The organism is Butyricicoccus pullicaecorum (genome assembly GCF_002160355.1).
Taxonomy (GTDB): Bacteria; Bacillota; Clostridia; order Oscillospirales; family Butyricicoccaceae; genus Butyricicoccus; species Butyricicoccus pullicaecorum.
In genome coordinates this window covers 31,924-54,934 of sequence record NZ_NFKK01000003.1, presented here as the reverse complement: position 1 = coordinate 54,934, position 23,011 = coordinate 31,924, and the positions used below count along the sequence as shown (strand labels likewise).

At 52.3% G+C, this 23,011-nt stretch carries 21 protein-coding genes; 4 read left to right on the top strand and 17 right to left on the bottom strand.

The window, feature by feature from the left end; translation table 11 throughout:
- Positions 1-10 precede the first annotated feature (10 nt).
- Genes wecB through trpS form a run of 3 tightly spaced genes read right to left on the bottom strand, consistent with a single transcriptional unit; the run spans position 11 to position 3,256 of the window.
- A complete protein-coding gene (gene wecB, locus B5F17_RS03420) occupies positions 11-1,159 on the bottom strand; it encodes a non-hydrolyzing UDP-N-acetylglucosamine 2-epimerase (protein ID WP_087370825.1) in 1,149 nt (382 codons plus the stop codon).
- Positions 1,146-2,234: an MraY family glycosyltransferase gene (locus B5F17_RS03415; protein WP_087370821.1), complete on the bottom strand. Its 1,089-nt coding sequence runs from the start codon at positions 2,232-2,234 to the stop codon at positions 1,146-1,148. Before B5F17_RS03415 ends, wecB begins: the two co-directional genes overlap by 14 nt.
- Positions 2,235-2,245: 11 nt before the next feature.
- Positions 2,246-3,256, bottom strand: a complete 1,011-nt coding sequence (gene trpS, locus B5F17_RS03410; protein WP_016146819.1) for a tryptophan--tRNA ligase — start codon at positions 3,254-3,256, stop codon at positions 2,246-2,248.
- Between the two features lie 236 nt (positions 3,257-3,492).
- Between trpS and glpK the strand changes: the two genes are divergently transcribed.
- Together glpK and B5F17_RS03400 are read left to right on the top strand one after the other, a co-directional pair.
- Entirely contained in the window at positions 3,493-4,992 is a 1,500-nt protein-coding gene (gene glpK / locus B5F17_RS03405) for a glycerol kinase GlpK (protein ID WP_087370818.1), read from the top strand.
- 72 nt (positions 4,993-5,064) lie between these two features.
- Complete coding sequence (locus tag B5F17_RS03400) at positions 5,065-5,544, top strand: hypothetical protein (RefSeq protein WP_143287662.1); 480 nt, start codon at positions 5,065-5,067, stop codon at positions 5,542-5,544.
- A 115-nt stretch (positions 5,545-5,659) separates the two neighbouring features.
- On the opposite strand, the gene tyrS is transcribed toward B5F17_RS03400, so the two are convergent.
- The 14 genes from tyrS to lexA all read right to left on the bottom strand — a co-directional run bounded on the left by tyrS (position 5,660) and on the right by lexA (position 20,659).
- Positions 5,660-6,883, bottom strand: a complete 1,224-nt coding sequence (gene tyrS, locus B5F17_RS03395; RefSeq protein ID WP_016146822.1) for a tyrosine--tRNA ligase — start codon at positions 6,881-6,883, stop codon at positions 5,660-5,662.
- Positions 6,884-6,977: 94 nt separating this feature from the next.
- A complete protein-coding gene (recN, locus tag B5F17_RS03390; RefSeq protein ID WP_087370812.1) occupies positions 6,978-8,663 on the bottom strand; it encodes a DNA repair protein RecN in 1,686 nt (561 codons plus the stop codon).
- A gap of 16 nt (positions 8,664-8,679) precedes the next feature.
- On the bottom strand, positions 8,680-9,135 hold the full coding sequence (locus B5F17_RS03385; RefSeq protein WP_016146824.1) for an arginine repressor: 456 nt from the start codon (positions 9,133-9,135) through the stop codon (positions 8,680-8,682).
- Complete coding sequence (locus B5F17_RS03380) at positions 9,132-10,001, bottom strand: NAD(+)/NADH kinase (protein WP_087370808.1); 870 nt, start codon at positions 9,999-10,001, stop codon at positions 9,132-9,134. The genes B5F17_RS03385 and B5F17_RS03380 overlap by 4 nt, the downstream gene beginning before the upstream one ends.
- A gap of 12 nt (positions 10,002-10,013) precedes the next feature.
- Positions 10,014-10,811 carry a TlyA family RNA methyltransferase gene (locus B5F17_RS03375; protein ID WP_087370805.1) on the bottom strand — a complete coding sequence of 266 codons (798 nt, stop codon included), beginning with the start codon at positions 10,809-10,811 and terminating at the stop codon, positions 10,014-10,016.
- A complete protein-coding gene (gene dxs, locus B5F17_RS03370; RefSeq protein ID WP_275532108.1) occupies positions 10,804-12,711 on the bottom strand; it encodes a 1-deoxy-D-xylulose-5-phosphate synthase in 1,908 nt (635 codons plus the stop codon). The genes B5F17_RS03375 and dxs overlap by 8 nt, the downstream gene beginning before the upstream one ends.
- 7 nt (positions 12,712-12,718) lie before the next feature.
- Complete coding sequence (locus B5F17_RS03365) at positions 12,719-13,252, bottom strand: hypothetical protein (protein ID WP_242825614.1); 534 nt, start codon at positions 13,250-13,252, stop codon at positions 12,719-12,721.
- An 862-nt stretch (positions 13,253-14,114) separates the two neighbouring features.
- On the bottom strand, positions 14,115-15,005 hold the full coding sequence (locus tag B5F17_RS03360; RefSeq protein WP_087370801.1) for a polyprenyl synthetase family protein: 891 nt from the start codon (positions 15,003-15,005) through the stop codon (positions 14,115-14,117).
- The gene (gene xseB, locus B5F17_RS03355) at positions 15,006-15,242 is read right to left on the bottom strand and encodes an exodeoxyribonuclease VII small subunit (protein ID WP_016146830.1); all 237 of its coding nucleotides are present in this window, start codon (positions 15,240-15,242) and stop codon (positions 15,006-15,008) included.
- Between the two features lie 2 nt (positions 15,243-15,244).
- Positions 15,245-16,513, bottom strand: coding sequence for an exodeoxyribonuclease VII large subunit (gene xseA, locus B5F17_RS03350; RefSeq protein WP_087370798.1), 1,269 nt, complete (start codon positions 16,511-16,513; stop codon positions 15,245-15,247).
- Positions 16,510-17,457: a Kae1-like domain-containing protein gene (locus B5F17_RS03345; protein WP_087370795.1), complete on the bottom strand. Its 948-nt coding sequence runs from the start codon at positions 17,455-17,457 to the stop codon at positions 16,510-16,512. The genes xseA and B5F17_RS03345 overlap by 4 nt, the downstream gene beginning before the upstream one ends.
- Positions 17,454-17,921: a transcription antitermination factor NusB gene (gene nusB, locus B5F17_RS03340; protein ID WP_087370791.1), complete on the bottom strand. Its 468-nt coding sequence runs from the start codon at positions 17,919-17,921 to the stop codon at positions 17,454-17,456. Before nusB ends, B5F17_RS03345 begins: the two co-directional genes overlap by 4 nt.
- A gap of 99 nt (positions 17,922-18,020) precedes the next feature.
- Complete coding sequence (recG, locus tag B5F17_RS03335) at positions 18,021-20,060, bottom strand: ATP-dependent DNA helicase RecG (RefSeq protein WP_087370788.1); 2,040 nt, start codon at positions 20,058-20,060, stop codon at positions 18,021-18,023.
- Positions 20,060-20,659 carry a transcriptional repressor LexA gene (gene lexA / locus B5F17_RS03330; protein ID WP_087370787.1) on the bottom strand — a complete coding sequence of 200 codons (600 nt, stop codon included), beginning with the start codon at positions 20,657-20,659 and terminating at the stop codon, positions 20,060-20,062. Before lexA ends, recG begins: the two co-directional genes overlap by 1 nt.
- A 288-nt stretch (positions 20,660-20,947) precedes the next feature.
- On the opposite strand from lexA, the gene B5F17_RS03325 reads away from it, so the two are divergent.
- Entirely contained in the window at positions 20,948-21,298 is a 351-nt protein-coding gene (locus B5F17_RS03325; RefSeq protein ID WP_087370784.1) for an Asp23/Gls24 family envelope stress response protein, read from the top strand.
- A 25-nt stretch (positions 21,299-21,323) separates the two neighbouring features.
- On the top strand, positions 21,324-22,973 hold the full coding sequence (locus B5F17_RS03320) for a fatty acid kinase ATP-binding subunit FakA (protein ID WP_016146837.1): 1,650 nt from the start codon (positions 21,324-21,326) through the stop codon (positions 22,971-22,973).
- Positions 22,974-23,011 lie beyond the last annotated feature (38 nt).

Here is a 23,011-nt window from a genome sequence, read left to right as displayed (position 1 = left end):
CTGCTCAGTCTTACGGACAAAAAGACTCGGGTGCATCCGCACGCAGACCAAAGTGATGCTCAATCGCCTGTACAATTCTTGCGCAGGTATGGCCATCACCATACGGATTGACCGCGTGCGCCATCTTTTCATACGCCTGTGCATCATCAAACAGCTCGCAGGCCATCTGAAAGATCTGGTCTTCTACGATGCCAGCCAGCTTGACCGTTCCAGCCTCAATTGCCTCGGGACGTTCGGTTTCATGGCGCAGCACCAGAACCGGCTTGCCCAGCGACGGAGCCTCTTCCTGAAGTCCGCCCGAATCGGTCATAATCAGATAGCAGCGCGCCATCAGATTGTGCATCTCATCTACTGCAAGCGGAGCAATCAGATGAACGCGGTCGCGTCCGCCCAAGAATTTCTCCGCAGTCTCACGAACGTACGGGCTCAGATGTACGGGATAGACAAAGTGTACATCCGGATAACGGTCGGACAGACGAGCAATCGCACGACAGATGTTCTCCATCGGCTCACCGTAATTTTCACGGCGATGTGCAGTCACAAGAACGACGCGGTCGTTCTTGAAATCCAGTGCCTGCAATGCAGGGTCACGGAACGCAAAATCATCACGCACGGTCATGTGAATCGCGTCTACCACCGTATTGCCGCAGACCAGAACGCCATCGGTGATCTGTTCACGTGCCAGATTGTCGCGATTGCGTGCGGTCGGTGCAAAATGCAGATCGGCAATCTGGCCGACCAGCTTGCGGTTCATCTCTTCCGGGAACGGAGAGTATTTATCGTAGGTGCGCAAACCGGCTTCTACATGTCCGACCGGGATCTTGTGATAAAATGCTGCAAGTGCACCGGCAAAGGTGGTCGAAGTGTCGCCATGTACCAGAACGATATCCGGCTTGGCCTCTTTCAGCACGGTATCCAAACCATGCAGCGACTTTTCGGTAATGGTTGCAAGCGTCTGACGCTGCTCCATGATATCCAGATCATAGTCGGGCTTGATATTGAAAATATCCAGCACCTGATCGAGCATCTGACGATGCTGTGCCGTTACACAGACAATGCTTTCTGTATGCTCATTCTGCTCCAGTGCGTGAACCAGAGGAGCCATCTTAATCGCTTCCGGACGGGTGCCGAAAACGGTCATGACTTTAATGTTTTTCATGGTCTTCCTGTTCCTTTCTTCCATGCGCGGATTTTTGCAGGCTCCACAGGATACGCCCGCCGACTGCCATCACCAGAATCACGGCCAGAATCAAGATCATTGCCTTAGCCTCGCCGCTGGTCGTCAGGATTACCGCCGTCAGTCCCAGCGTACCCGAAATGGCATACAAAATTGCAACCGCCTGCTTGACATTGAAGCCCATGTCAACCAGCTTATGATGTACGTGACCGCGGTCAGGGCTCATCGGGCTGCGGCCTTCCATCAGACGGCGCGTAATCGCCGAAGCGGTGTCGAAGATCGGCAGTCCCAGAATCAGGAACGGTACTGCAAACGAAATGACCGCATAGAACTTGAAGAAACCTTCAATCGACATTGTTGCCAGCATAAATCCCAGGAACGTCGATCCGGTATCACCCATAAAGATCTTAGCCGGATTGAAGTTGTACGGCAGGAAACCAATGCACGAGCCAGCCAGAGCTGCCATTGTGATAGCAACCATCACTTCGTTGGTCAGCAGACCGACCGCAAGCATGGTCATTGCTGCAATTGAGGATACACCAGCTGCCAGACCATCCAGACCGTCAATCAGATTGACCGCATTGGTAATGCCGACAATCCAAATGATGGTAACCGGAATGGATAAAACACCCAGAGAGAAATACGGGTCATTGGAAAACGGATTGAAACTGGTGAAAAACTCAATCTTCAGTCCACCGATACAAACCGGAATGGCTGCTGCAATGATTTGAATGCAGAATTTAAACTTCGCACCCAGTGCGACGATATCGTCGAAGATACCCAGCACAACGATGATCATTGCACCCAGCAGAATACTGAGCATCTGCGCATCCAGTCTTCCGAAGATCATCAGGGCTGCCATAAAGCCCATAAAAATTGCCAGACCACCCATGCGAGGGATTGGCTTTTTATGCATACGTCTGCTGTCGCGCGGCACATCCATTGCACCGACTTTATGCGCGAACTCACTGACATGCGGTGTCAGCCAGAAGGATAATACACCGGCAAGAATAAATGCGCCCAACACCAGCAGAACTACGATATATTCCTGTGCCATCGCAACCTCGCTTATCGCTTGATGAAACCGACCTTGCGGTATACCTTATCGAGCGTCTTTCTTGCCATGTAGGATGCGCGCTGTGCACCTTCGGTGTAAACCTGCTCCAGATAATCCTTGTTCTTGAGCAGATCCTCGGTCTTTTCACGGATGGGACGGAGCAGCTCGACAACCGCTTCACCGACAGCCGGCTTGAATTCTGCATAGCCCTTGCCAGCGAATGCTTCCTGTGCCTGCTCTACGGTCTGACCGGTAGCCAGTGCGTAGATCTGGAGCATGTTGGATACGCCCGGCTTGTTCTCCCAGTCCATGCGGATGCTGGCATCCGAATCGGTTACCGCACGCTTGAACTTACGCATGATATCTTCCGGCTTATCCATCAGCAAGATGAAACCATTCGCATTCTCGTCCGACTTGCTCATCTTGCGCGTCGGGTCCTGAAGCGACATGATCTTTGCGCCAGTCTTGGGGATATACGGCTCAGGCATAACGAAGGTATCCGAGTAGATGCCATTAAAACGCTGCGCAATGTTTCGGGTCAGCTCGATGTGCTGAAGCTGGTCAACACCAACCGGAACCATATCGGTCTGATACAGCAGGATATCTGCAGCCATCAGGACCGGGTAATCAAACAGACCAGCGTTAACGTTATCTGCATGCTTTGCCGACTTATCCTTAAACTGGGTCATGCGCGACAGCTCACCGAACATCGAGTAGCAGTTGAGTACCCAAGCAAGCTCTGCGTGTGCCGGTACATGGCTCTGGATAAACAGCGTGCTCTTCTGCGGGTCCAGTCCACAAGCAAGGTACTGTGCCAGAACTTCCAGCGTCTGACGGCGCAGATCTGCCGGATTCTGACGCACGGTGATTGCATGCAGGTCAACCACGCAGTACAGGCACTCGTATTCGTCCTGAAGCATGCCGAAGTTTCGGATTGCACCCAGATAATTACCCAGCGTCAGCTTACCAGACGGCTGTACGCCGGAAAAAATTCTCTTTTTCTTTTCGGTCGTTTCACTCATAAAAACTAACTTCCCTTTGAATTCAATTTTAGCGGTTGCAGAACCCGTCCGCAACCGTATATCTAAATGACATGATAGCACATTTTGACCGCGCTTGCAATGAACTTCTCTGCTTTTATCCCTGAATATACCGGATTGCACAGAATTGCGTCTTGGAGTCATTGACATTTTTTTCATTTCTTCGTATCATGAAAGAAAAGCGAGGCTATGTATAGCCACGGGAAATGAGGCGGAAGATGAAAAAATATCTGTTGGCGCTCGACCAGGGAACCACCTCATCGCGCGCGATCTTATTTGATCGAGATCAAAATATTTTAGCCATCTCACAGCGAGAATTGACCCAGATTTATCCGCATGAAGGTTGGGTAGAGCAAAATCCTATGGAGATTTACTCCTCCCAGTATGCAGTCATGGTAGAGGTTCTGGCCTCCTCGGGTATCGACCCCAACGAGGTTGCCGCAATCGGCATTACAAACCAGCGTGAAACCACAATCTTATGGGATAAAGAAACCGGCCGACCGATCTATAACGCTATCGTCTGGCAGTGCCGCCGTACCGCTCCGCTGGTACAGGAATTGCTGGATCAAGGACTTGGCGACCACATCCGCAAGACAACTGGTCTTGTACCCGACGCATATTTTTCCGCGACGAAGATCAAATGGATTCTTGACCATGTAGAAGGCGCACGCGAGCGGGCTGCCAAGGGTGAAATCTTATTCGGCACGGTAGATTGCTGGCTGACATGGAAACTCACTGGCGGCAAGGTGCATATCACCGACGCGACCAATGCCTCTCGTACCATGCTTTACGATATTCACAAACTCGATTGGGATGACACCCTGCTCAAAGCACTGGATATTCCCCGGGCAATGCTGCCCGAAGTCCGCTCTTCCAGCGAGGTTTACGGCTATGCTGCTCTGCCTGATGCACACATTCCCATTGCCGGCATTGCCGGAGATCAGCAGGCTGCTCTGTTCGGTCAGACCTGTTTTGCACCGGGTGATGCGAAAAACACGTATGGTACCGGCTGCTTCCTGCTGATGAATACCGGTACCCGTGCCATTGAAAGTAAAAACGGACTGCTCACAACGATTGCGGTAAAGCTTGGCGACACCGTCCAGTATGCTCTGGAGGGTTCGGTTTTTGTCGGCGGTGCTGTCATTCAATGGCTGCGCGACGAAATGCGCTTCTTTGGAGAAGCCCGGGATGCTGAATACTACGCACAAAAGGTCAAGGACACCGGCGGTGTTTATCTGGTTCCGGCATTTACCGGTTTGGGTGCACCGCACTGGGATATGTACGCGCGCGGCTGCCTCGTAGGCATCACCCGCGGCACAAAGCGTGAACACATCATTCGTGCAGCACAGGAGTCCATCGCGTACCAATCGAACGACCTGCTGCTGGCCATGCAGCGAGATTGCAACACGCAGCTTGCCGAGCTCAACGTAGACGGTGGCGCCAGCCGTGACGCGTTCCTGATGCAGTTCCAAGCGGACATTTCTGGCTGTCCGATTCGTCGTCCAGTCATTCGTGAAACCACGGCACTGGGCGCTGCCTATCTGGCAGGTCTTGCCGTTGGCGTATGGCAGGATCAGGACGAACTCAAGCAGCTCTGGCGCTGTGATACCGTTTTCCAGCCGGAAATGGACGATGCAACCAGAAAAATCAAACTGCACGGCTGGGATAAGGCGGTCGGCCGCAGCCTGCACTGGATGGAACCGGAAAAGGAGTCCTAAATGCCCTGGTGTCCACACTGCAAAACAGAATATCAGGCAGGTATCACAAAGTGCGCTGACTGCGGTGCTGATTTGGTAGATCATTTACCTCAAGAACAGCTAGTGTTTGACGGTCAGCCGGTATTTTTGACCGAAGTTCATCACGATGCCGAGGCGGTTTTGCTCGTACAGTTGCTGCAAGACAACGGCATTCCCGTTTTACAGCATGGATGCAACGAAGCCGACCATCTGTCCATGCTCTATACCGGTGCGACCCTGTGTGGACAGAAGTTATATGTAAGTTCTCATCAGTTGACACAGGCCAAAGAGATCGTACAGGCTTATCAGAGCAAAAAAGGTGACTTTCTCTATGATCCTGATGCGTTCACGCAATCTGATGACAGTGAATCTGTAAATATTGATGGCAAGGATGATAAAAGCAATCCTCACCCGCGCAAGTTGATTCGCCTCGCCATCATCTGCGCCATTAGCTTGCTGATAGGTTTTCAATCTCCTGTACGTGGTATTCTGGTTTTTCTTGTTTTGAGTTGTGCTGCATATCTCTTGTCCTAACGCTACAATCGAAAACTAAAACAGCAGGCAGACATTGAAATGTCTGCCTTCTTCTGTTTATGGATATAAAAAGGCATCCCGCAAGATACGGGATGCCTTCAATATTAGGCCTTTCTTAGCCCTTGATTACCTTATGGAAGGTCTTCTTGCCCTTCTTGATGATGCGCTCTTCTGCAAAATCTGCCACAGACAGCGTCATCTTAAAGTCTGCAACCTTTTCACCGTCAATCGACACGCCGCCGCCCTGAACGAGCTTACGTGCCTCACCGTTGGAAGCTGCCAGACCGCACTTTACAAGCAGAGTCAGCACACCGATGGTACCATCCTGGAAGTCGTCATCGGTCAGTGCCGTAGTAGGCATGTTTTCGCTCGACTGGCCGCCGCCGAAAATGCTCTTTGCAGCATCCTGTGCCTTGTCAGCCTCTTCCTTGCCATGAACCAGAGCGGTCAGCTCATACGCCAGAATCTCCTTTGCACGATTGAGCTGTGCACCTTCCCAAGCGTCCATCTCCTCAATCTGCTCGAGCGGCAGGAAGGTCAGCATGCGGATGCACTTGAGTACATCTGCATCATCGACGTTTCTCCAGTACTGGTAGAAATCGTAGGGGCTGGTCTTGTTCGGATCAAGCCATACTGCACCGGATGCAGTCTTGCCCATCTTCTTGCCCTCGGAGTTGAGCAGCAGCGTGATGGTCATTGCATGCGCATCCTTACCCAACTTACGGCGAATCAGCTCGGTGCCGCCCAGCATGTTCGACCACTGATCGTTGCCGCCAAACTGCATGTTGCAGCCGTAGTGCTGGAACAGGTAGTAGAAGTCGTAGGACTGCATGATCATGTAGTTGAACTCAAGGAAGGACAGGCCCTTTTCCATACGCTGCTTGTAGCACTCTGCGCGCAGCATATTATTGACCGAGAAGCATGCACCGACTTCGCGCAGCAGATCAACATAGTTGAGGTCCAGCAGCCAATCTGCATTGTTGACCATCTGTGCCTTGCCTTCGCCGAACTCAATGAAGCGCTCCATCTGCTTCTTGAAGCAGTCACAGTTGTGCTGAATGGTCTCCGGGGTCATCATCGAGCGCATATCGGTACGGCCAGAGGGATCTCCGATGTAGCCGGTACCGCCGCCAACCAGCGCGATCGGCTTGTTGCCTGCCATCTGCAAACGCTTCATCAGGCAGAGCGCCATGAAGTGACCAACATGCAGGCTGTCTGCGGTGGGGTCAAAGCCGATATAGAAGGTGGCCTTGCCGTTGTTGATCATTTCACTGATTTCCTGCTCGTTGGTAACCTGTGCGATCAGGCCACGCGCTTTGAGCTCATCATATAATTTCATTGGTTTCAAACCCTTTCTATGTTCAAATTGCAGTATATCAGAGAGATATCCTGCATTCAGGGAGCGCGCTCCTTGAAATTTTCATGAAAAATTCTCATGCCGTCCCCTTTTTCAGTGCTTCCGCATGTGCAAGCAGCTCTTGCGCATTGGTTCGTGTATTCTCCGTGATCTCTTCACCGGCAAGCATGCGCGCAATCTCATCTACGCGCTGGCCATCAGCAATCGGAACCACCGAAGTATAGGTGCGTTCCCCTTCCACCGATTTGGAAATCAGCAGATGATGGTCGCCCATCGCGGCGATCTGCGGCAGATGAGTAACACACAGTGTTTGCTTTTGTGCACCGATCTGCTTGAGCTTTTTGGCAATCTTCTGTGCTGCTCGTCCGCTTACACCGGTATCAATCTCATCAAAGATGAGTGTACCAACCGGTTCGCGTGCCGTCAAGACATTTTTCATTGCCAGCATAACACGAGAAAGCTCGCCGCCTGAGGCAACCTTGGACAAAGGCTTGAGATCTTCGCCCGGATTGACCGAAATCAGGAAGGACACGGTATCCAGTCCGCGGATGGTAAGCTTGGTGCCGGTCTCTACCTGAACGGCAAGCCGAACCTTGGCCATGTCCAATTCAGACAGCTCAGCGACAATTCGTTCTTCCAAGCGTGCTGCCGCGTCCTTTCTGCATCTGGAAAGTTCCTGTGCCAATTCCTTGGCCTGAGACAGCAGCTGACGATACTCAACGCGCAGCGCGTCTCTGCGCTCATCCGCAGATTGCAGGGTTTCCAGCTCAGCTCGGCACGACGCTGCATAGGCCAGCACCTCACCAATTGTCGCACCATACTTCTGCTCCAGACGATAGATTTCATCCAGTCGGCTTTCTACCAATTCCTGCTCGCTGGGTGAAAATTCAATGCGTCCCTGCTCTTCTGCAATCGCGTCACGCAGGTCGCAGACCAAATACTTGAGTTCTTCGGCCTTGTCTGCAATATTCTTTAGTCCATCGGACACATCGCCAACATCCAACAGCGTATTGGAAGCCTGCTCCATGAGCGTACACACACCGCTGTCTTCATCATCCAGCGCATCCCGCGCTTCGGCCAGCGCACGCGCCAATCGACCCGCATTGTCAAAGAAGTGTTTACGTTCGGTCAGCGTCTCCTCTTCCCCATCGGTCAGATCGGCCTCTTCAATTTCTTCCAAGTGGAAGGATAACAGGTCGATCCGCTCCAAACGATCGTGCTCACTGCGCTCGAGTTCGTTAATCTGCCGTTTCATTGCAAGCAACTTGTGATAGAGCGGCTGATATTCCGCTAAAATGCTCCCGACCTCGGCAAAGCTATCCAAAAACTCAATGTGATAATCGTCATCCATGAGCTTTTGTCCATCGTGCTGACCATGAATGTTGATGAGATAGGGTGATAACTCTCGCAAAACCGAAACCGATACTGGCTTCATATTGACACGGCATACGGTCTTTCCGTCGGCTGACAGCTGACGCTGAATGTGTACGCTGTCTGGCTCTTCTCCGTCCAGTCCATATTCCTGCAATTTTTCGGTCAGTTCCTGCGGCAGATCGTTGAAAATCGCGCTGACAAATCCTTTTGACGCACCGGCACGCACCAGATCGCGGCTGGTTCTGCGTCCCAAAATCGCACCCATCGAGTCGATGATGATAGACTTACCAGCGCCGGTTTCACCGGACAGCACAGTTAATCCGTCTGAAAACTCGATATCCGCCTGCTCAATGACTGCAATGTTTTCGATGTGTAATAAACTTAGCACCTTCGCCTGTCTCCCCTCAGGACAACATCAAATGTGCTTCCGCACAGAAGCTCTCTGCCGCTTCGTTATCCTTCATTACGATAAATACCGTATCGTCGCCGCCCAGCGAACCGACAACCGCCTTATTGCGCATTGCGTCGATTGCCATTGCAGCTGCCTGACCCAAGCCCGGCAGCGTTTTGATGACCACGATGTTCTGTGCGGTATTGATATCGGTTACGCACTCTTTGAAGATATTGCGCAGACGAGTCGTAAAGCTGCTCTCCACTTCAGAAGATGCGACCGCATATTTGTATTTACCGGTCTCAGCCGAAAGGATTTTGATTAAGCGAAGCTCCTTAATATCACGGGATACCGTCGCCTGAGTGGTGTTGTATCCCATGTTTCGCAGCTGCTCGGACAATTCCTCCTGGGTCTCTATTTCATGTTTATCAATCAGATCCAAAATCTTGGCCTGTCGCTGAAATTTCATTGTTTTTCGCCTCCATCGGAAAGTTTGTGCCGGAGTATCTGATAGAAGTTCCGATTTTTCACCCGAATCAGCCGTGCCGGGTGCTCTGCCCGAACCACAGCAATGATATCTCCCGGGTGCATTTCAAATCCAGGCCTGCCATCGGCAGAAACACAGGACATGCCGCCGTCGACGCCGTATGCCTGCACGGTCAGACGACGCTGCGGAGAAAAGACCAACGGCTTCGCTCCAATCGTAAACGGACAAATCGGGGTAACCGCGATATTTTCAGCAGTTGGTTCAATAATCGGGCCACCAGCTGAATGTGAATAAGCTGTCGTACCGGTCGGTGTGGCTAAAATCAGGCCATCGCCCTTGAAATCGGTCACGATCTCACCGTCCGACCGCAAAACCATTCGGATGATATGGAATGGATGACTCTTGGACACCATTACTTCGTTGAGTGCAGTGCTTTCGTACACGCATTTGCCATCCCGCAAGACCTGTGCAGACAGCATCATGCGGTTGTCAATTTGATATTCTCCTGTGCACAGACGCGACACGAGAGAAATTTCTCCGGGTTCCAGCTCGGTCATAAAGCCGACATGACCCATATTTACACCCAAGATCGGCGTGCCATACTGCGCAGCGAGTCCGGCGATTCGAAGAATCGTGCCGTCACCGCCAAGTACGACCATAGCATCGGCTTCGTCCACGCCGTGCTCTAAGTCCAGATAGCGGATGGGCAGCGCTTCCTCGCCGAGCATCGCAGCTTCTCGCGGCATCAAAACCTCTGCACCATGGGAAGTCAGAATTTCACAGGTCTGCCGCACGGCATCCCCAATTCCTCTTTTTCGCAAATTCGGACTGATCAGAATTTTTGTCATACAACCTCCCGGTTATGCGTCCAACTCCGCATGTGCTTGCTGCACGATGTCATCGATGTCGATTTCGTTCTCTTCCAGTGTCTTACCCAGATAGCCCAAAAACTCAATGTTGCCTTCCGGTCCCTTGATGGGAGAGAACGTCATGTCATGTACATGCATGCCTGCTGCATGCGCGTTTTCAATGAAAGCAGCCAATACCTCGCGATGGATCTCCGGGTCACGGACAACACCCTTCTTTCCAACCTTTCCCTTACCCGCTTCGAACTGCGGCTTGATCAGGCAGGCGATACGTCCGGTATCGTCAAGCAGACCGGCGACGACCGGCAGCACCAGCTTGAGCGAGATAAAAGATACGTCAATGACCGCGAGAGAAGGCGTCTCTTCCAGCATATCCGGTGTCACATATCGAATGTTGGTGCGTTCCATGCACTTGACACGCGGATCAATGCGCAGCTGGTATGCCAGCTGGCCGTATCCGACATCGATCGAATACACCTTTACCGCACCGCGCTGCAGCAGGCAGTCGGTAAATCCACCGGTCGATGCGCCGACATCCATGACAACCAGACCAGCCGGGTCGATCTCAAAATGACCGAGTGCCTTCTCGATTTTCTTGCCGCCGCGCGATACAAACTGCTTGGCATTGGAACGTACTTCGATTGCAGCGTCTTCGGCAACCATCGTACCTGCTTTATCGGCCTTCTGTCCGTTGACATACACCAGACCTTCCATAATGGTAGTCTTGGCACGTTCCCGGGACGGAACCAAGCCCTGTTCAAAAATCAAAACATCCAATCTTTTTTTAGCCAATGGATTCGTCCTTTCCGCATTTCAAGATGTCTGCAAGCGACTGTGCGACGCTTGCGCCATCAATTCCACATAACTGATAAATCTCGCGCACCGAACCGTGCGGCAAGAATTGATTTCCTACGTTATAGCAATGCACCTGACAGGTATGTCCGGTTTGTTCGGCTGCACGTACAATGGCTTCGGAAAAAGAGCCGTTTTGCACGACATCCTCCAGCACCGCAACATGCGGTGCGAATCTGCTGACCAAATCGCTGCATAACTGTTCGGTTTTTGCACTAATTTCGTTAATCTTCCAGAGATCAACCTGATATCCCTGTTGTTTTAAGCTGTCAGCGGCCGTGATCGCTTCGTTAATCAGGATACCATACGTCACGATCGTCACATCCGGCTTGTCCGACTGCCGAATATGGCTCACCCACTCGGCTGCCGTATTCTCCTGAAACGCACCTTCTCCGCCGCGCGGATAGCGAATCGCCATTGCGCCGCCGGTTTCATTGTGGTAAATGGCCCGGGTCATCATCGTCCGCAGTTCGGCAAAATTCGCCGGACAGAGAATGGTCATGCCCGGAATGGTGCGCAGAAACGGAACGTCAAACGTACCGTTATGGGTTGCACCATCTGCACCGACAATGCCAGCACGATCAATGGCAAAGACTGCCGGGATATCTGCTGCGATTGCAACGTCATGAATGAGCTGATCGTAGGCACGCTGCAAAAAAGTCGCATACAGCGCACACACCGGTCTCAGTCCCTGTTTTGCCATACCAGCGGTCATTGCAACCGCATGCTCTTCCGCGATGCCTACATCGAAGAACCGCTCAGGAAATTCTCGGGAAAAGCCAGACAGACCGGTACCTGATGGCATTGCTGCCGTAATCGCACAGATTCGCGCATCTTTCCGCGCTAATTTCGCAAGTTCTGCACCAAATACCGCGGAGAATCCCGGCGTTGAACCGGGCAGCTGTCCAGATACCGGATCGAACTTGGATACACCGTGATACTTGTCCGGTGCATGCTCCGCATAGCTGTATCCCTTTCCTTTTTTGGTCATCGCATGGATCAAAACCGGACATTTCAGCCGCTTTGCCAGCTGTAAATGAAAGGACAGCGCCTGCAAATCGTGTCCGTCTACCGGTCCCATATAAGTAAATCCCATTTGCTCAAACATGGAGCTTGGCAGTACGACCGACTTAATCGCTTTTTTCAGCTTGGTGCCCTTTGCGATCACCGATTTACCGCCCGGAACATGGGAAAGCGTCTTACGCAAGCCATTCTTCGCGCTCAGGTATCTCGGAGACACACGGAGCTTTGCCAAATGGCGTGCCATACCACCAACGTTCTTGTCGATGGACATATTGTTGTCATTGAGTACGACGATCAACGGCTCGCCGCTTGCACCGGCATCGTTAAGCGCCTCATACGCCATACCACCGGTCAGCGCACCGTCACCGATAATGGCGACGACATGATACTTTTCGCCCCGAATGGAGCGCGCGTGCGCCATGCCCAGCGCGACCGATACCGAACTGGAGGCATGACCGGTGACGCACGGGTCTGCGGGGCTCTCATCCGGCTTCATAAAGCCGCAAAGTCCCCCGTACATACGCAGTCGATCAAACGCTTCTTTTCGTCCGGTTAAGATTTTATGGACATAGCACTGATGACCAACATCATAAATCAGTCGATCTTTGTTGGAATCAAATTCCCGTTCGAGTGCAACCGCCAATTCCACGATACCAAGATTAGAAGCCAGATGACCGCCAGTCTCCGAAACATGATCGACGATAAATTCCCGTAATGCTTGGCACAGTTCCTCTTGCAAGTCAAATGACATATCTCGCAGGTCTTCTGCACCCGAAATACGATCTAATATACCGTATCGATTTGTAGTATTATTCACTATGAATTCACCGTTTCTTTTCCAGCGGAAGATGCAGAACAGCCAAAATACGGCCCGCTGTATGAATGATTGCGACACTGTTGGAAATACCAAACGCCTTGCCGGTCGCCTTGCCGCCGATGGTCATGGCAGCAATACAGCCGGTGATGGTCAATGAAATCACCGTTGTCGGCAGAGGCGATAACCCCTGGGTGACGTTTGCAATGATGACCGCACCGGTCGCACCGGAAATGATGCCCGAAATATCGCCTACGACATCGTTACAGATGCTGGCGACCTTTTCGGCATTTCGGGACAGCCACACCGCCTGTTTTGCACCTTTCACCTTCTTTGCTGCCATGGAGTGCAGCTCCTTTTCAGTTACCGAAGTTGCTGCGACACCCACAATATCAAACACGATACCCAGCAGGATGAACAGGAGCAAAATAAAAAATGCGGCGATGTTATTGACCGACGAAAGCGCTTCATTGGATAAGTAGGACATGGAAATCGAGATCAGGAACGATAAAATTGTGATCGTTCCCACCCATTTCCAGTTCACCTTACTCAAAAAACTGGTTTTCTGCTTCTTCCTTTGTTTATCTGTCGCGTCCAATTCTCGTCTCCTCAAAAATCAGGTATGCAAACTGCAAAGAATGCCCGAAACGACAGGTTTCAGGCATTGCATCAAATCGTTAAAAATGTGACAGCGGGGGTGGTAAATCTTGCGGCTTAGGTTCGGTTGGATTTCCCCACAGACTACCGTGCGTCGCCGCCCCGGCGGTTTCCCATTAAAGCCTGTACCGGAGTGTTACCACATCCGGGACCGAATTGCCACTGAGTCCGCACTGCAATCCCACGCCCGCCCTTTTGGGACAGTCTAGGTGATTTCCACGGCAGGTTCGATTCTCTCCTTAGCCTCTTTTGCAGCCATGGTTTCAGAAATCAATGCCCTCGAAGCTATGGCCATAGCCTCTCGGGTGGGTATCTCATCCACCATAACCACGCAAGGCAGGCTACGCTGTACACAGCACGTTGAGGCGCCGCACGGGCCCGACTGGCCGGTCAGTTCCCGCACGTCTTTCGCTGCACCGCATTACAGGTTTCACCCCGGTCCGTAGGACATCCATCAATTCAGAACGAATGCTATAGGTGTCCCACAGAGTCGGGTCTCCACGGCAATCGGGTCGGTATTTCATGCCATTGAAACGCGCCCGAAAGCCTTAACCTCCAGCACCCACCCCAAACTGGGCGTAAGAAGCAAGCACCAGAGACTTCATCGATGTGCCCTTCGATGGCTTTTTAGGTCCATCCTGGGGAGAGATCGCCTGACTAGAATACTGCGTCACACGGATAAGTTACCACAACCGCCTGCTTTTTTCAAGCGGTTGTATGTAAATTTTATGCGAACGCTACAACTTTATTCATTTTTTCCGGCCTACGAGGCTCTCCGCAAGCTGTACAAGGAAGTCTGACTCGGGTAAAGTTTTTACCGCACAAACAGCCTCGTCGGTCAAATCCTGTACCATTTTGCGACAGGTTTCTACGCCCATCAGGCCAGGAAATGTGGACTTTCCGCTTTTTTCATCCGATCCGATCGGTTTACCGAAGATAGCCTCGTCGCCCTCGATATCCAAAATATCATCCTGAATCTGGAAGGCAAGTCCCAAGCGGTTTGCATAAGTTTTCGCTGCTTCCCGTTGTTCCTCGGTCGCATAGCCCAGAACACAACCCATCTCAGCCGCTGCGCGAATCAGTCCGCCGGTCTTTTTATCCTGTAAGTTGACCAGCTCCTCATACGTCAAGGTCTGATGCTCTGCGGCAAGATCAAGAACCTGACCGCCGATCATGCCATAGTATCCTGCCTCATGTGCCAGAATTCCAATCGCCTCGACTGCCTGCTGGGCAGTCACGTCAGACCCATTCATGCCACGTGCTGCGGTCTCGAACGCGTACGTCAAAAGCGAGTCACCTGCCAAAACTGCCAGTCCCTCGCCATACACCTTATGGTTGGTCGGCTTGCCGCGGCGTAGATCGTCGTTGTCCATGCAGGGCAGATCATCATGAATCAAAGAATACGTGTGAATCATTTCCAGCGCACAGGCAAACGGAAGCGCTGCATACGGATCTCCGCCCACTGCTCTGCAAAATTCCATCGTAAGCACCGGACGCAGGCGTTTTCCACCGGCCAGTGCCGAGTAGCGCATAGCCTCGACAATTTTTTCCTGTCCGTTGCATCCAAACGTCATCAAATATTGATCCAACGCCTGTTCAATCTCTTCGACATAGCGACTCAGTCGTTCCTGAAATTGCATTTAGGCATCCTCCTGTACGTCAAAAGGCTGCTCTTCGACCGTTCCATCGGACATCGTCATCATCTGCGTCACCTTCTGTTCGGCCTTATCCAGCTGCGTATGCAGGGATGCCGCAAGCTTTGCGCCCTCTTCAAACAGGTGCAAGCTCTCATCCAGCGGCGCATCGCCTTTTTCCAGCAGTCTGACAATCTCTTCCAAGCGCTGCATGGACTGCTCAAATGTCTGTTTTTTTGCCATAGTTATTTCCTCGATTTCTGCACGGATGTAATCTGAGCCTTTGCTGTGCCCTGCGCAAAGCGCAGCGTCACTGCATCGTCCGTTTGTAAATCCGCACTGTCGGTAATAATCTTGTTCTGTGCATCGGTGACAACCGAAAATCCTCGTGCCAGTACACGCAATGGACTGAGTGCGTCCAGCTGTCCCGACAAAGACTGCAACTTCCCGCGCCGACGTTCTAATAAAACGCTCGGCATATCTCGTAATTTCTTTTCATGGTAAGAAAAGTCAGTCTTCAAGCTGTCGATTTTGCGCAGCTGCGCCAATCGCATCCGCTCGATCAGTTCTTCGGTTCGGCGGCGACGCTCGGCGACGTACTGCGCCGGTGTGCAGCGCGCCAAGCGGTCTTCCTGGGCTTGCAGTCGGTTTGCAAGTCCGTTCAGCCGATTTTCCAGTGCAGTCATCAAACGTTCCTGCTCTCGGTCAATCAAGATGCTCAGCTCTCCCCGATCAGGTACGGCAAGCTCAGCCGCACCTGACGGTGTCGGTGCACGCAGATCGGCCACGAAATCGGCAATCGTGACGTCAGGTTCATGACCAACCGCCGAAATCACAGGAATTTTGCTGTTATAAATCGCGCGTGCTACGATTTCTTCATTAAATGCCCACAGATCTTCGAGCGATCCACCGCCGCGTCCAACGATCATCACATCCGCCTGTCCGTGCGCGTTGACACGCGCAATCGTTTTGGCGATGTCTGCCGCTGCATTTTCGCCCTGCACCAATACAGGCCACAGCTGCACCTCGGCAAGCGGGTACCGTCTGCCCAAAATGCGAATCATATCACGCACGGCTGCACCGGTCGGTGAAGTCACAAGTGCGATGGTACGCGGCATGCGCGGAATTTCCTGCTTGTGAGACGGGTCAAACAGCCCTTCGGCGTAGAGCTTTGACTTAAGTTGCTCAAACGCAAGATGCAGCGCGCCGGTTCCGTCCGGCATCAAATCAGCCAGGTACAGCTGTACCTGGCCGGTCTTCGGAAAAGAACTTACCCGTCCACGCGCAATCACTTTCATACCGTTCATCAAGCGAAAGCGCAGCCGTGCGGCATCGGCGCGGAACAATACCGCGCTGATGGCTCCGTCCGCGTCCTTGAGCGTCATGTAGTGATGCCCTGACGTATGCTGCTTATAATTGGAGATTTCACCCTGCACAAAAATATTGCGGAAACTCGGGTTGCTCTCCAGCATTCCCTTGATCTGCTGATTGAGTTGTGTGACTGTGTAAATCATAACAGTGTTTCTCCATGCTGCACCGCAGCGAGTACCGCAGCGCCAACTGCGTTATCTCCCGAAAGAACGGGTTCTGCAAAGCGGGCACCAAATCGCTCGTGCATACGGCGCTGAATCAATCGATTGCTCATCACACCGCCCGCACACAGCACAGGCAATTTTTTGCGTTCCATCGCTTGTGCGGTTGCCCGCTCGACTGCTGCACAGATCGTACGCACGGTAAACGATGCGACATCCTCAGGTGCCGTACCACGCGCACAAAGATCACGGATCTTGTTTTCCATGCCGGAAAGCGAGAATCGGCAGTCGGTGACCTTGGGCTGGAAGCGTTCTTTGCTCTGCGACTGTTTGGCGAGCTGCTCCAATGCTTCTCCTGCCGGGAAATGCAGTCCTAAGAGCGCACCGGCACGATCGACCAGCTGTCCAGCTGCCAAATCGGCTGTGCCGCCGATGCATTCCGCGACAGGCAAACCATTTGCGCCCGGAGCTACATGCAGCAGCTCAGTCGTACCACCAGACAAGTGCCACGCGTAAAACTCCTGGGTACCGAGCCAGGAAAGTGCCTGTGCAGATAAAGCTGCCGCAGCTAAGTGTCCCTGCTGATGCGAACAGGTATAGAGCGACACACCCAGAAGATGCGCGACGCTTCGTGCGACGTTCTCGCCTGCCAGAAAGCAGGGCATATACGAGCCTTCCACCGCACGGGGTCTGGTAGACACGCACACTGCCTGAATTTCCTTGCCGATACCACTCGGCAGTCCGGCAATCATTTCATGCAAGTGCAGTGTGTGCTGAAAAAGCGCATCCGACTGACGCAGTCCGATTGCGCCGTCCGGCACATCGAGCAGCCGACCGCTATTTTGCCATTCTACATGCTCTGCATCAAAGATCGCAGCCGATGTACGGTAATTGGAGGTATCAATCCCCAGATACCAGCGGCTCATTCCTGTTCAGACTCCATCTTGCGCGCAACTGCACCCAAAACACCGTTGATGAACGAAGCTGCTTCGTCCGAGTCGTAAACCTTTGCCAGCTCGACTGCCTCATTGATTGCAGCGCCGACCGGAACGTCCTCGACATAGTACATTTCGTAAATCGCCAGACGCAGGATCGCAATGGTAATGCGAGACAGGCGCGACAGCGTCCAGCCCTTCGCATTGTTCTCGATGTATGCGTCCAGCTCTTCCAGATGCTCCGCAACGCCCTTGACAGCAGATACGATGTACTTGGTCTGTGCTTCGTCCAGCTTGCCCGCGTAGAGTGCAATATCGCCGCTGATCGACTGCATGATCTCTTCGCCGAGACGATCGGTCATCACATTTTCAGCCTCAAACGCGCCAAAGCCCATCTCAAAAACCAGATGCAGGGCAATCTCTCTTGCCTGCTTTCTACTTACAGTATTGTTCACGGTATTCCTCCGACATCTTTTCTATCAGAATTTTTATATCATTCCAGTATATTTTATTTTACCTGATTCGCTATATAAATGCAAGACAGGTACATACGATCAATTAAAGATTTCGCCGTGATCGTTTCGGAACATGCGCTCTACCCGCTCGCGCAATGCAGGGTGTGCCTGCAAAGTCGGATCATCTGACAACAGCTTTTCAGCCTCTTCTTTCGCCGACTGCATCAATGCCAAATCGCCTGCAATGTCTGCCATTTTGAGCATCGGCAAGCCATGCTGCCGTTTACCAAAGAAATCGCCCGGGCCGCGCTGTGCCAGATCGGCTCGTGCAATCTCAAATCCATCATTGGTTTGGCACAGAATTTTGAGTCGCTGTTTAGCCTGTTCGCCCTTATCTGCGCCAAAACAAACACAGTAAGACTTTCGTTTGCCTCGTCCGACGCGTCCGCGCAGCTGATGCAGCTGGGACAGGCCAAAACGGTCGGCATCTTCGATCACCATCAAACAGGCATTGGGTACATTGACACCGACTTCAATAACGGTCGTCGCAACCAGTATGTCAAGTTCTCCTGCTGCAAAGGCATTCATCACCACATCTTTTTCTGCCGGTCTCATCTTGCCATGCAGGATACCAATGCGGCGATGCGGCAAAATCTTTTGTAAAGCTGCGCCGTGCTCCTCGGCACTTTTGAGCGGCAACTCTCCATCTTCCACGAGCGGACAAACCACATAGACCTGTCCGCCTTCGGCAATCTGCTTGTCAATAAAGGCATAAATGCGTTGGTGCATCTTTTCACCCACGGCAAAGGTTTCCACCAGCGTACGTCCGGGCGGCAATTCATCGACAATCGATACATCGAGATCACCGTATAGAATCAGCGCCAAAGTACGCGGAATCGGAGTCGCCGACATGACCAGCGTATGCGGTCGCTCGCCTTTTTCATGCAGGGTTGCGCGTTGGTCAACGCCAAAGCGATGCTGTTCATCGGCAACGACTGCGCCAAGCCGATGGAAGGTGACATCCTTTTGAATCAAGGCATGCGTACCAATGACGACCTGGATCTCTCCCGCCGCAATCTTTTCCTTGCACTCTCTTTTCTGCTTTGGCGTCATAGAACCGGACAATACTGCACAGGTAATACCCTGCTGCGCAAAGATTGGGCCAAGTGATTCCATGTGCTGGGAAGCCAAAATTTCGGTTGGCGCCATAATCGCCGCCTGATATCCATTCTGTACCGCCAGATAGCAGAGCACCGCGGCAAGCACGGTTTTACCAGAGCCTACGTCACCCTGCACCAATCGATTCATGGGCTTACCACTGCGAATGTCGTTCCAGATTTCCTGTGCCGCACGCTTCTGTGCACCAGTTGGTGCAAACGGAAGCAATTTCCAAAATGCATCCGGCGTACCCTCACGCATGGCAATACCAGCTTCGTCTGCGCGACGTTCTTTGAGTCGAGCCAGTCCGCAGCAGAGTAAAAACAATTCTTCAAAAATAATGCGCTGTCTGGCCTGTTCAACATCGCCCAGCGATTGCGGTCGGTGAATGCACTGTACTGCCTGTGTTTGTGTCAGCAGTTCATATTCCCGTGCAATCTCCTCCGGCATCCAGTCCCGCTCGCCTGCATTCTGTTCTCCCAGTGCAGCCGTTGTCACGCGCAGTAAATCTTTTTGTGTCAGTCCTGCAGTCAATGGATAAACCGGTACGACACGCTGCGGCGGAGGCATTCCGGGCAGCACCGCCTCGCACGCCGGCGAGACCATCGTTCTCTGTGCACCCTGACCTTGTATGCGGCCATAAAACAGATATTCCTGTCCTTCCTGCAAGGCTGCCGCTGTGTAGCGATTGTTGTAATAGGTAATCCACAATGCGCCGGAGGTGTCAAATACACGGAATTTGGTAATTTCCATGCCTTTGCGAATGCGACGGGTAACCGGCTGGGTACCAACCACCGCGCACACGGCAATCTTTTGCCCTTCCTTGGCCGCAGCAACCGGGATAATATGAGTACGATCTTCATAATCGCGCGGATAGCAGTCAAGTGCGTCCTGCATGGTTTCTATGGACAGCTTTTGGAAGAGTGCAATTTTTTTCGGACCAATGCCCTTGATTTTGGCAATCGAATCTGAAAGTGCCATTATGCGAAGTAATCCCGATGCAGTGCAGTTACGACGCCAAGAATGACCGCGCCTTCACCGTCAATCGGGGAATAATCCGGGTTTTCCGGCATGAGCCATACATGACCGTCATCCTCAATTTTGAGTGTCTTGCAGGTCGCCTCGTCTTCAATCATCGCTACAACGATCTGTCCGGGAGTCGCCGTATTCTGCTGACGCACGATGATGTAGTCTCCGTTGAGGATACCCGCGCCGATCATAGAATCACCCTTGATGCGCAGTGCAAAGTATTCGCCGTATCCGCTTGCCTGCTCATACGGCAAATAACCCTCAATGTCTTCTACTGCGAGAATCGGCATACCCGCTGTGACCTGTCCCAAAATCGGGACCTGCGGCACACTTGCCGCTGCACCTTTTACGACCAATGCACGCGTCTTGTGGTCATCTTTTTCCAAATATCCCTTTTCACGCAGTTTAATCAGCTGGGCATGTACGGAAGAAGACGAACTCAGGCCAACATGCTTGCCAATTTCGCGCACAGAAGGCGGATAGCCCTGCGCGGCGGTTGCTTCTGCTATATATTCGAGAATCCGTCTTTGCTTCTCGCTCAACTTTTTCATTGTGACACCATCCTAAAAAATAGCCAATTATCTCCAACACCTCACGCATGGAGAAACATTTGTTTGTTTTTTATTCAATTATATCTGAATTTACTGGAAAAATCAAACGTTTGTTGCAGTGCGATGTAAAAATAATCTGCTCTCAAAAGTCCCCTCACAAATCCAATAATTTGTCACCCATAACACAGTTTTGCAGAAAATATATCTTGTTTATTCGCGCAAACTATTATAGAATAGAGAATAAGTATAGAATGACTTCTGAACGGTTTGGTTTGCTGGAGGTATTTTATGAGAATCAACAACGAATTTGGATATATTGAGATTGCCCCCGACGTGATTGCCGGGATTGCCGGCTATGCCGCTTCTTCTTGTTTTGGCGTTAAGGGCATGACCGTCCGTTCGGTCGCAGATGGTGTTGCGCATCTTTTGCGCCGTGAAAACATGAGCCGCGGTGTCAAAATCACCGAAGCGCCCGACGGCGGCATCAACATCGATCTGCACATCGCGGTCGATCACGGAATCAATATTGCCTCGGTTTGCCGTTCAATCATCAGCGAAGTCCGCTACCACGTGGAGCAGCTGACCGGCATTGATGTCAAAAACATCGATATCTACGTCGAAAGCATCAAGGCCGATTGACAGAAACGAAGGAGTAACGTAAGACATGAACGAACAAAAAATCACCGGGTCACTGTTTCAGCGCATGGTTATTGAAGGTGCGCTTGCGATCGCCGAAAAAAAGGAAGCTGCCAATGAGCTCAATGTCTTCCCGGTGCCCGACGGCGATACCGGTACCAATATGTATATGACCATGCACGCCGCACAGGAAGAAATGGAACGCCTGACCGAACCTACCCTGCGCAAAGCAGTCGATCAAACGGCGTCTGCTCTGCTGCGCGGCGCCCGCGGCAACTCAGGTGTTATTCTCTCCCTGCTTTTCCGCGGCATGGCAAAAAAACTGCGTGAAAAGGAAGAAGCTGGCGGCTGTGATTTTGCACTCGCGCTGCGCGAAGGCGTAGATACTGCGTACAAGGCTGTCATGAAGCCAGCAGAGGGTACCATCCTCACGGTCACCAGAGTTTCTGCACAGCACGCAGTCGAGCTGTGTCAGGCCGATCCGCAGCTGTCGGTTGAACAGGTCTTTTCTGCCGTGCTCGAGCGTGGTCAGACCGCTTTGCAGGAAACCATGTCCCAGAATCCGGTTCTGGAAAAGGCTGGTGTCGTTGATGCCGGAGGCTTTGGCTTCCTGACTATCTTCGAGGGTATGTTCGATGCCTTCCGCGGCATCCACAAGGAGCGCGTCATTGAAGAAGCTCCGGCTGCCAAGAGCGCAGCGGATTTCAGCGCAATTGCAGATGAAGATATCACCTTCACTTACTGCACCGAGTTTATCGCAGAGCGCAAGGACAAGGCGCGCAACGTCGGTCGTATGCGTTCTCTGCTGAGCGAAATCGGTGACTCTCTGGTTGTCGTTGAAGACGATGACATCGTAAAGGTCCATGTACACACCGATCAGCCCAACAAGGCACTGGAAGAGGGCTTGAAGTTCGGTCCCCTGCTGACGGTCAAGATTGAGAACATGCGTCAGCAGCACACCGCAAAGGTCATCGAGGGCACGGTAGCACCGGAACATCGTGAAATCTGCCCGCCTGAGAAGAAGTACGGTTTTGTCTGTGTTGCTGCTGGTGACGGTCTGCACACGGTATTCACCGACCTCGGCTGCGATCAGGTCGTACAGGGCGGTCAAACCATGAACCCCTCGACCGAAGATATCCTGCGCGCTGTCGATCAGACGCCCGCAGAGATCGTCTACGTCTTCCCCAATAACAAGAACATTATCATGGCGGCTCAGCAGGCTGCTGCACTGTGCGAAGACAAGCAGGTCGTTGTCATGCCCTCCAAGAACATCCCGCAGGGTATCTCGGCAATGCTGGTCTTCGATGCCGATGCAGAGCAGGAGGATAACACCGCTGCGATGAACGAAGCGATGGAAGCCGTTCGCGCGGGTCAGGTCACCTACGCTGCACGTAACTCCGATTTTGACGGCAAGAAGATCAAGGAAGGCGAATACCTTGGTCTGTGCGAGGGCAAGCTGGCTGCAAACAGCAAGCGTCAGCACGATGTCCTCAAAAAGCTCATCCGTGAGCTGGTATCCGCAGACAGCACCTTTGCTACGATCATCTACGGCGAAGGCGTAACCGAAGAGGAAGCTGCGAAGGTTGAGGAGCTGTTCCGCAAGGAAAATCATGACCTGGAAATCACGGTCATTCATGGCGGTCAGCCGGTCTACTACTATATTCTGTCAGTTGAATAAATCATTTAAAAGCTCCCCTTTTGGGGAGCTTTTTAGAG